Below are 9,418 nucleotides of genomic sequence, written 5' to 3'. Positions count from 1 at the left end.
GAGCCGCATCCTGCTGCCGCTCGCCGAATTCGACGCGCCCGACGGCGAGGCGCTCTACGACGGCGTCGCCGGCGTGGACTTCGCGACGCATCTCGCGCCGGACGGCCGCTTCGCGATCGACGCGGTCGGCGCGACGCGCGGCATCAGTCACAGCCATTACGCCGTGCAGCGCGTCAAGGATGCGCTCGTCGATCAGTTCCGCCAGCGTTCCGGCACGCGGCCCGACGTCGACACCGAACGTCCCGATATTCGACTGAACCTGCTGCTGCGGCGCGAGCGCGGCACCTTGTCGCTCGATCTGTCCGGCGCGCCGCTGCATCAGCGCGGCTGGCGCCGCGGCCACGGCCAGGCCTCGCTGAAGGAAAACCTCGCGGCCGCACTGCTGCTGCGCGCGCAGTGGCCGGCCGTGCATGAAGCCGGCGGCGCGCTCGTCGATCCGCTGTGCGGTTCGGGCACGCTCGTGATCGAAGCCGCGTGGCTGGCGGCCGACGTCGCGCCGGGCTGGAAGCGCGACTACTACGGCGTGAACGGATGGCTCGGTCACGACGCGGCGCTGTGGCAGCGGCTGCGCGACGAAGTGAACGCGCGTGCCCAGCAGGGCCTGTCGACGCTGGCGGCGAAGTACTTCGGTTTCGACGACGACCCGCGCGCGCTCGAAGACGCGCGCCACAACGCGCAGGATGCCGGCGTCGCCGGATTCGTGCATCTGGCGCGGCGTCCGCTCGCGCAGCTGCAGCGACCGCAGGGCTGCGATGCGCCGGGGCTCGTCATCACGAATCCTCCCTACGGCCAGCGCATCGGCGACCGCGACGCGCTGCAGCCGCTGTATCGGCAGCTCGGCGACAAACTGACCGCCGAATTCGCGGGCTGGCGCGCGAGCGTCATCACGTCCGACGCCGATCTCGGACGCGCGATCGGACTGCGCGCGGTCAAGCGCTATGCGCTCTACAACGGCGCGCTCGAATGCCAGCTGCTGAACTTCGAGCCCGGCGCGCAGGAAGCGGAAGCGCCGCGCGAACCCAAGCCGCTGTCGGCCGGCGCGCAGATGCTGAAGAACCGGATCGAGAAGAACCGCCGCCATCTGCGCAAGCGCGTCGAGCGCGAGGGCGTGGAGTGCTACCGCCTCTACGATGCGGACCTGCCCGAATACGCCGCGGCGATCGACGTCTACGGCGATCATCTGCACATCCAGGAATATCAGGCGCCGCCGTCGATCGACGAGGAAACCGCGCGGCAGCGCTGGCGCGAGATCGTGCGCGTCGCCGGTGAAACACTGGCCGTGCCGCGCGAGCGCATCGCGACCAAACAGCGCTATCGCGGCAAGGGCGGCGAGAAGTACGGCCGCATGGCGCAGCGCGGCGAACTGCTGACCGTGCAGGAAGGCGGCCTGCAGTTCCTCGTGAATCTCTGGGACTACCTCGACACGGGCCTGTTCCTCGATCACCGCCCGCTGCGCGCACGCGTGCGCGAACTCGCGCGCGGCGCGCGGTTCCTGAATCTGTTCTGCTATACCGGTGCCGTCAGCGTCTATGCCGCGGCCGGCGGCGCGGCGAGCACGACCAGCGTGGATCTGTCGACGACCTACCTCGAATGGGCTTCGCGCAATCTCGCGCTGAACGGGTTCACCGGTTCGCGGCACCGGCTCGTGCAGGCCGACGCGATGGCGTTTCTCGAACACGACGATGCGCAGTACGACCTCATCTACGTCGATCCGCCGACCTTTTCCAATTCCAAGCGCGCCGATGATTTCGACGTGCAGCGCGATCACGCGCGGCTGCTGACGCATTGCGCCGCGCATCTGGCGCCCGGCGGGCTGATTCTGTTCTCCAACAATTTCCGCCGCTTCCAGCTCGATTCGGAAGCGCTGCGCGAACTGGCGATCCGCGAGATCAGCGCCGCGACGATACCGTTCGACTTCGAGCGCAATCCGCGCATTCACCGCGCCTGGGAACTCCGGCGCGCATAGCGCGAGAGATGTGGCGAACTCGGCCGTTTTTACGTCCGGACGTCAAGAATTGGTTAATTCTGGATTGACAAATATGGCCGCTTTCCGATAAGCGCGGATTCAGCCGCTGCGCCCCAGCATGCGAGCCGCAATCCCGCAGGGTCATCGCCATGAATGCCAAAACCTCGACATCGCTTCGCCGCATCGTTCTCGTCCTCGCAGCGCTGGCCGCGCTCGCTTTCGGTTCCGCGGCCTCGGCACGGGACCGCGTCAGCATCAGCATCGGCGGCCCGGGTTACGGCGTCAGCTACTCCAACTGGGGCGGCGGCCATTGGGGCGGTTACTACTCGAACCATCGTCCGCATTACGGCTACGGCTATTACAGCGGCTATCGCGGTCCGTATCGCGCCGGCTACAGCTACTACTCGCCGTATCCGTCCTATCGGACGGTCCGTCACTATCACAGCCGCCCGGTCGTCGTGCGCCGCGTCGAACGCTACTATGACGTCGATTACGACGACGGCTACTACCGCCGTTCCAACAGCCGCTACTACGATCGCGACGACCGCTATTACGACCGCGACCGCTACTACGACTGACGCGTGACGTTTCTGTCCGGCAGTTTCCGCCCGGCGTCGACCGGGCCCTGCCGGCAACCGGCCCCGCCATCTTTCCCCTGAGGTGGCGGGGCTTTCTCGTTTCTGAAGATCGGCTTTCGCGGCGGGACGTAAAGCCGTCGCGCGTGCGCCGCGCGTCGTGGTACAAAGGGCGCCGTTTTCGACGGTCACATCAATGCAACATCGCGCACGCGGCGGCAACGGGCCTTCGCCAACCCTGACTTTTTTTCGCCAGTGGCTGAAGAATCCACTGTCCGTCGCCGCGCTGTCGCCGTCGGGCAAGCAGCTCGCGCGACTCATGGTGCGCGAGCTGCCCGAGCGGCCGCGCCGCGTCGTCGAACTCGGCGGCGGCACCGGCGTGTTCACGCAGGCGATGCTCGACAACGGCATCGCGCCGGCGCATCTGCTCGTCGTCGAACTCAATGAAGAACTGCACAAGTTCCTGCAGAACCGCTTTCCCGACGTCAACGTGGTCTGCGGCGACGCGCGCGAGCTTCCGGCGATGGTCGAAAGCGCCGGCTTCGATCGCGACAGCGGCGTCGATGCGGTCGTCAGCGGTCTCGGTCTGCTGTCCATGCCGCGCACGCTGCAGCGCGACATCCTGCGCGCCGCGTTCGCCGTGCTCGCGCCGGAAGGGCGCATGGTGCAGTTCACCTATGGCCCGGTCAGCCCGGTGCCGCGCGAAACGCTGGACGAACTCGGTCTGACGGTGCGCCGCGGCGGCTTCGCCTGGTGGAACATGCCGCCGGCGTCGGTCTTCATCTACCAGCGTGCGCGTTCGCGCCCGATCACGCCGGTCCGCGCAGGCGATCGCAACGGGGCTTGAGCGCCGGGGAACGCGGCGGGGTTTGCTAACATACCCGCCCTTTTTGCCGTCGATGTGCCCGCGATGACCGTTCGTACCCGATTTGCTCCGAGTCCCACCGGCTACCTTCATATCGGCGGCGCCCGCACGGCGTTGTACTGCTGGCTCGAAGCGCGCCATCGCGGCGGCGAATTCATCCTGCGCATCGAGGACACCGATCGCGAGCGCTCCACCGAAGCGGCGGTGCAGGCGATCCTCGACGGCATGCACTGGCTCGATCTGCATCACGACGAAGGCCCGTACTACCAGACGCTGCGCATGGAGCGCTACCGCCAGGTTGCCGAGGAACTCGTGCGCGCGGGCAAGGCGTACTATGCCTACGAAACCAAGGACGAACTCGAGGCGATGCGCAACGCGCAGATCGCCGCGAACGTGAAGCCGCGCTACAACGGCGCGTATCGCGACCGCAACGAGCCGCTGCGCGAGGATCCGAACCGCGTGATCCGCTTCAGGAATCCGTCCGGCGGTTCGGTCGTGTTCCACGACAAGGTCAAGGGCCGCATCGAATGGAGCAACGAGGAACTCGACGACCTCGTGATCTTCCGCTCCGACGGCTTTCCGACCTACAACTTCGCCGTCGTCGTCGACGACATCGACATGAAGATCACCGACGTGATCCGCGGCGACGACCACGTCAACAACACGCCGCGCCAGATCAACATCTACAGCGCGCTCAATGTCGCGCCGCCGACGTTCGCGCATCTGCCGATGATCCTCGGCGCGGACGGCCAGAAGCTGTCCAAGCGCCACGGCGCGGTCAGCGTCATGCAGTACCGCGACGACGGCTTCCTGCCGCACGCACTGCTGAACTATCTCGTGCGGCTGGGCTGGTCGCACGGCGACCAGGAAATTTTCTCGCGCGACCAGATGGTCGCGCTGTTCGACGTCGCCGACGTCAATCATTCCGCCGCGCGCTTCGATGTCGAGAAGCTGTCCTGGCTCAACCAGCAATACCTCAAGAGCGACGATCCGGAGAGCCTCGTGCCGCATCTGCAGTGGCACATGGACGCCTGCGGCTACGACCTGTCGGCGGGACCGGCGCCGGCCGACGTCATCGTCGCGCTGCGCGAGCGCTGCCGCACGCTGAAGGAACTCGCCGAGAAGGCGGCGACCTGGTACGGCCCGATTTCGGCCTGGGACGACACGGCCGTCGCCAAGCACCTGACCACGCCGACCGCGGTGCCGGCACTGAAGGCCGCACACGCGGCGCTCGCAACGGTGGCGGAGTGGAAAGTAGAACAGATCCACGCCGCGATCGAAGCCGCTGCCGCGGCGATCGGCGAGGGCATGGGCAAGGTCGCGCAGCCGCTGCGCGTCGCGATGACCGGAACGCAGGTCTCGCCGGCGATCGATCAGACCGTCTATCTCGCAGGCCAGGCCCGTGCGCTGACGCGCATCGAGGATGCGCTCAAGCGTGCCGGCGCCTGAGTGTCTTTGTAGCCGACGGCGCGAAATCCACCCGTGGACGCCTGGATCGAACGACTCATGCAGGGCATCGATCCGGACGCGCCGGACGCTTCGCTGCAACTGTTCCTGCGCATCATGGGGATGGTCGACTGGATGCTGCTGTTCTGGCTGACGCTGGCCTGCATGGCCGTCGGCGGTCTGATCGGCTGGTGGCGCGGCGCGTTCTGGCGCGACGTTGCGCTGGCCGCGGCGCTCGGGCCGCTGGGCTGGATCGTGTCGCTGCTGCTGCCGCCGCCGCGACGCGCGTGTCGAGCCTGCGGCCGGCCGAATCCGTTAAGCGTTGCGAATTGCCGTTATTGCGGCGCGTCGATGGCGAAGGTTTCAGCCGGACGGAACACGCACGAGCCGAAGTAGTGGCGTCGTGCGTGAATGCAATCCCTGACCTGTAGCGGTTGACGCTGAAGGCCGCAAAGCCGATCGTGGCTCCCACATTGCGCAGGAGAACACACATGAGTACACCGTCCGACTCCCCCGACATGCTGCCTCCGAACGATCTGCCGCCGCCGCCGCCGAGCGCACCGCCGCCGGGCGTCGGACCGACTCAGGAGGAGCGCCAGTGGGCCATGTTCGCGCATCTGTCGTCGCTGCTCGGCGCACTGGTCACCGGCGGTTTCGGCGTCTTCATCGGGCCGCTCGTGATCTGGCTGATCAAGAAGGAAACGATGCCGTTCGTCGACGACCAGGGCAAGGAAGCGCTGAACTTCAACATCACGCTCGCGATACTCGGCGTCGCACTGCTGATCCTGACGGTCATCACGTTCGGCATCGGCGCGCTGCTGACGCTGCCGGTTGCGCTGGCCGCCGCGGTTGCCTGGCTCGTGCTGACCGTGATTGCGTCGATCAAGGCGAGCGAAGGCGTCAACTATCGCTATCCGCTGTCGCTGCGGCTCATCAAGTGAGGCATCGGCGGCGCGTCGTCGCGACGCGCCGCCGCCGGTCAGGAGCGCCGGTCGGCGATGAAGCGCGCGATCTCGACGAGTTCGGTCGCGCGCGCTCCGAGCGGGCCGACCGCGGCGATCGCGTCGCCGGTCAGCTCGGCGAGCAGGCGGCGCGATTCGGCGACGCCGTGGATCGCAGGGTAGGTCGGCTTGTCGTTCGCGGCGTCCTTGCCGGCGGTCTTGCCGATGACGCCGCTGTCGCCTTCGATGTCGAGTATGTCGTCGCGAATCTGGAACGCGAGGCCGATGTCGCGGCCGTAGCGCTCGAGCGCGGCGAGTTCGCCTTCGTCGCGGCAGCCGGCCGCGAGCGCACCGAGGCGGATCGAGGCGCGGATCAGGGCGCCGGTCTTGTGCGCATGCATGCGTTCGAGTTCGGCCGCATCGAGACGCTTGCCGACCGCGGCGAGATCGAGCGCCTGGCCGCCGGCCATGCCGTGCGAGCCGCAGGCTGCGCCGAGCACGCGCAGCATTTCGACACGCACCGCCGCATCGACGCGCAGCGCCGGATCGGCGGCGAGCCGTTCGAACGCGAGCGCCTGCAGCGCATCGCCGGCGAGTATCGCCATGGCTTCGCCGAATGCGATGTGGCAGGTCGGGCGGCCGCGGCGCAGGTCGTCGTCGTCCATGGCCGGCAGGTCGTCGTGGACCAGTGAATAGGCGTGGATGATTTCAACGGCTGCCGCGGCGGCATCGAGTTCGGACAGTGCCGCGCCGAACGCGCGGCCGGTCGCGTAGACCAGCAGCGGACGCAGCCGCTTGCCGCCGCCGAGCACCGCATAGCGCATGGCGCGGTGCAGTTCTATCGGGGCTTGCGTGTCGGCCGGAAGGAACCGCGCGAGTTCGGTCTCGGCGCGATCGGAATAGGCCAGCAGGACGGCCGACAGGGTCGTCACCGGGGCCGGCGCGGCCGGAGCGGTCATCAGGGCATTTCGGGTTGGAACGGCGCGGCGCTGTCCGGGTCGGTCGGATCGAGCAGCAGGCGTACGCGCAGCTCGGCCTGTTCCAGCGCGCTCTGGCAGTTGCGGTAGAGCGCGACGCCGCGTTCGAACGAGGCGAGCGAATCGTCGAGACTGAGATCGCCGTGCTCCATGCGGGCGACGAGCTGTTCGAGCTCGTCGAGCGACTTCTCGAAGTCGACGATCTGGTTCGGCGTTTGGACGGCGGCGTTGGACATGGCGCGAAAGCTAGCGTTTCGTTCTGGCGCGGTCAATTGAGAAATGCGCGACGTCGCGGGCCGCGCACGTTTTCGCTCAGTCGCGCGGCGGAACCGGCACTGCGGGACGGAATTGCAGCGTACCGCCGAACAATGCTTCGGCCCGGGCCGTCTGCCAGAGATCGGCGACGGCCAGCAGTTCGCCGCCGCCGTAGACGATCGGCAGGCGACCGCGCAGCCACGGCGGTATGCCGGCCTGCTGCAGCAGGTCGCGAAGTTCTCGCGAGTGCGCATGCCCGACGGGCCGCAGCCGCTCGCCGCCACGACGCAGGCGGACGGTCAGGTCGAGCGCGGCGTCCGGCGGCGGCGTCAGCGACAGCGTGCCGCCGCCGCCCGGCAGCGTCAGCGTGCCGCGGCCGTCCCAGCGCTGCTCCCAGTCCGGCGGCGGCGCCGGCTGCGGCGCCAATGCGTAGACGAGGTCGCGATAGCGGCGCAGCTCTGCATTGCTCCCGTCCGGACCGCTCCAGCTCACGCAGGGATTGCGGTCGTCGTCGGCCCGCCGCAGCTGCTGCTGCAATTGCTCAATGTGTACATGTTCCGGCGGCGGCAGGCCGAGGCCGCGCAGCCAGATACGCAACGTCAGCGGGCGAAGCGCATCGCCGAGACCGAGCCAGCCGGTCCAGTCCAGCGTCGCCGGATCGAGACCCTGCAGTTGCGCAAGCGCGATCGCCGCATCGCGATCGAGCTGCGCCGCGGCGGCTTCCTGCCAGCGCGCGCTGTGCGCAATCGTCGTGTCCAGGCGCGGCCAGCGCGTGCGCAGCAGCGGCAGTACGGCCTGCCGCAGGAAATTGCGCGCATGGCGCGTGTCGGCGTTGCTCGGATCGTCGATCCACTGCAGCGCCTGCGCCTGTGCGTAGGCCTGCAGCGTCGCGCGCGGCAGCGCGAGCAGGGGCCGCCACAGCAGGTGCGTGCCGAGCGGACGCAGCGCGCGCATGCCGCGCAGTCCCTCGGGTCCGGCGCCGCGCAGCAGTTTCAGCAGCACCGTCTCGGTCTGGTCGTTGGCGTGGTGCGCGAGCACGAGAATCGCGTCGGCCGGCAGATGGCGGCGAAACGCATCGAGCCGTGCCGCGCGTGCCGCGGCTTCGAGCCCGTCGCCGCTCGCGCGCGGCACCGCGACGCGCACGATGCGCAGCGGCAGCTGCAGGCCGGCCGCGACGGCCTGGCAATGCAGCGCCCAGTCGGCGCTGTCGGCGTGCAGGCCGTGATCGACATGGATCGCACTGAGCCCGCGCGCGCGCGCCGCCGGCAACGAGGCGAGCGCATGCAGCAGTGCGAGCGAATCGAGGCCGCCGCTGTAGCCGACGCAGAGCGGCCCCGGCGCGAGTGCGGCGAGCGCGGATTCCAGATGGTCGGGCAGAGCCGCGGCGTTCATCGCAACGGCCTGGCCAGGCTCAGCCCTTGTACGCGCCGTACTTGCGCAGGCGCTGATAGCGCTGCTCGAGCAGCGTCGGCGTGTCGAGACGTTCCAGCGCATCGAGGTGGCTCAGCAGCACCTGCTTGAGCCGCTCGGCCATGCCCTGGGGGTCGCGGTGCGCGCCGCCGAGCGGTTCGGGAACGATCTGGTCGATGAGTCCGTTTTCGAGCAGGCGCGGCGCGGTCAGGCCCATGACCTCGGCTGCATCCTTGGCTTTCTCGGCGCTCTTCCAGAGGATGGATGCGCAGCCTTCGGGCGTGATCACGGAATAGGTGCTGTATTCGAGCATCAGCGTGCGGTCGCCGACGCCGATCGCGAGCGCGCCGCCCGAGCCGCCCTCGCCGGTCACGGTGCAGATGATCGGCACGCGCAGCTCGGACATTTCCAGCAGGTTGCGCGCGATCGCTTCGGACTGGCCGCGTTCTTCCGCGCCGACGCCCGGGTACGCGCCGGGCGTGTCGATGAACGTGATGACCGGCAGACGGAAGCGCTCGGCGAGCTTCATGAGCCGCAGCGCCTTGCGGTAGCCCTCGGGGCGCGGCATACCGAAATTGCGGCGGATCTTGGTTTTCGTGTCGCGGCCTTTCTGATGGCCGATGATGACGATGCTGCGTCCGTCGATGCGGCCGAGGCCGCCGACGATCGCGGCGTCGTCGGCATAGGCGCGGTCGCCGGCGAGTTCGACGAACTCCTCGCAGATCGCGGCGATGTAGTCGAGCGTGTACGGGCGCGACGGATGGCGGGCCAGTTGCGAGACCTGCCACGGCGTCAGGTTCTTGAAGATCTCCGCGGTCTTCAGCTTCAGCTTGTCGCGCAGCCGCGCGATTTCCTCGTCGATATTGAACGCCTGGCCGTGGCTCGCGTGCCGCAGCTCCTGGATCTTGCCTTCCAGTTCGGCGATCGGCTGTTCGAAATCGAGGTAGTTCGGATTCATCTGCGGGCCAGGGGCCGGAAAGGGG

General features: G+C 68.4%; 10 protein-coding genes. 6 read left to right on the top strand and 4 right to left on the bottom strand.

Annotated features, from left to right (window positions below; genetic code table 11):
* The 6 genes from rlmKL to VLF18_RS16275 all read left to right on the top strand — a co-directional run.
* Positions 1-1,966: bifunctional 23S rRNA (guanine(2069)-N(7))-methyltransferase RlmK/23S rRNA (guanine(2445)-N(2))-methyltransferase RlmL (gene rlmKL, locus VLF18_RS16300; protein ID WP_325280683.1), on the top strand; the 1,966-nt coding region annotated here is incomplete at its 5' end.
* A 149-nt stretch (positions 1,967-2,115) separates the two neighbouring features.
* Positions 2,116-2,544 carry a hypothetical protein gene (locus VLF18_RS16295; protein ID WP_325280682.1) on the top strand — a complete coding sequence of 143 codons (429 nt, stop codon included), beginning with the start codon at positions 2,116-2,118 and terminating at the stop codon, positions 2,542-2,544.
* Between the two features lie 193 nt (positions 2,545-2,737).
* On the top strand, positions 2,738-3,388 hold the full coding sequence (locus VLF18_RS16290) for a class I SAM-dependent methyltransferase (RefSeq protein ID WP_325280681.1): 651 nt from the start codon (positions 2,738-2,740) through the stop codon (positions 3,386-3,388).
* A gap of 63 nt (positions 3,389-3,451) precedes the next feature.
* Entirely contained in the window at positions 3,452-4,855 is a 1,404-nt protein-coding gene (gene gltX, locus VLF18_RS16285; protein WP_325280680.1) for a glutamate--tRNA ligase, read from the top strand.
* 33 nt (positions 4,856-4,888) lie between these two features.
* On the top strand, positions 4,889-5,248 hold the full coding sequence (locus tag VLF18_RS16280; protein ID WP_325280679.1) for a hypothetical protein: 360 nt from the start codon (positions 4,889-4,891) through the stop codon (positions 5,246-5,248).
* A gap of 95 nt (positions 5,249-5,343) precedes the next feature.
* The gene (locus tag VLF18_RS16275) at positions 5,344-5,793 is read left to right on the top strand and encodes a DUF4870 domain-containing protein (protein WP_325280678.1); all 450 of its coding nucleotides are present in this window, start codon (positions 5,344-5,346) and stop codon (positions 5,791-5,793) included.
* 38 nt (positions 5,794-5,831) lie between these two features.
* Here VLF18_RS16275 and VLF18_RS16270 read toward each other — a convergent pair whose 3' ends face one another.
* The 4 genes from VLF18_RS16270 to VLF18_RS16255 all read right to left on the bottom strand — a co-directional run bounded on the left by VLF18_RS16270 (position 5,832) and on the right by VLF18_RS16255 (position 9,393).
* Positions 5,832-6,752, bottom strand: coding sequence for a farnesyl diphosphate synthase (locus VLF18_RS16270; protein ID WP_325280677.1), 921 nt, complete (start codon positions 6,750-6,752; stop codon positions 5,832-5,834).
* Positions 6,752-7,006 (bottom strand): exodeoxyribonuclease VII small subunit, encoded by a 255-nt coding sequence (locus VLF18_RS16265; protein WP_325280676.1) that lies wholly within the window; start codon positions 7,004-7,006, stop codon positions 6,752-6,754. The genes VLF18_RS16270 and VLF18_RS16265 overlap by 1 nt, the downstream gene beginning before the upstream one ends.
* 76 nt (positions 7,007-7,082) lie before the next feature.
* Entirely contained in the window at positions 7,083-8,417 is a 1,335-nt protein-coding gene (tilS, locus tag VLF18_RS16260) for a tRNA lysidine(34) synthetase TilS (RefSeq protein WP_325280675.1), read from the bottom strand.
* Positions 8,418-8,436: 19 nt separating this feature from the next.
* A complete protein-coding gene (locus VLF18_RS16255; RefSeq protein WP_325280684.1) occupies positions 8,437-9,393 on the bottom strand; it encodes an acetyl-CoA carboxylase carboxyltransferase subunit alpha in 957 nt (318 codons plus the stop codon).
* Between the last annotated feature and the right edge of the window lie 25 nt (positions 9,394-9,418).

Origin of the sequence: Tahibacter sp. (assembly GCF_035481375.1) — a bacterium.
Lineage (GTDB): Bacteria > Pseudomonadota > Gammaproteobacteria > Xanthomonadales > Rhodanobacteraceae > Tahibacter.
The sequence above is the reverse complement of the archived record's forward strand: the minus strand, read 5'-3'. Positions and strand labels throughout refer to the sequence as shown.

Coding starts and splice junctions, on each gene's coding strand:
- VLF18_RS16255 (WP_325280684.1), bottom strand. CDS start 9,393: ATGAATCCGAACTACCTCGATTTCGAACAGCCGATCGCCGAACTGGAA.
- VLF18_RS16295 (WP_325280682.1), top strand. CDS start 2,116: ATGAATGCCAAAACCTCGACATCGCTTCGCCGCATCGTTCTCGTCCTC.
- VLF18_RS16270 (WP_325280677.1), bottom strand. CDS start 6,752: ATGACCGCTCCGGCCGCGCCGGCCCCGGTGACGACCCTGTCGGCCGTC.
- VLF18_RS16265 (WP_325280676.1), bottom strand. CDS start 7,006: ATGTCCAACGCCGCCGTCCAAACGCCGAACCAGATCGTCGACTTCGAG.
- tilS (WP_325280675.1), bottom strand. CDS start 8,417: ATGAACGCCGCGGCTCTGCCCGACCATCTGGAATCCGCGCTCGCCGCA.
- VLF18_RS16275 (WP_325280678.1), top strand. CDS start 5,344: ATGAGTACACCGTCCGACTCCCCCGACATGCTGCCTCCGAACGATCTG.
- gltX (WP_325280680.1), top strand. CDS start 3,452: ATGACCGTTCGTACCCGATTTGCTCCGAGTCCCACCGGCTACCTTCAT.
- VLF18_RS16290 (WP_325280681.1), top strand. CDS start 2,738: ATGCAACATCGCGCACGCGGCGGCAACGGGCCTTCGCCAACCCTGACT.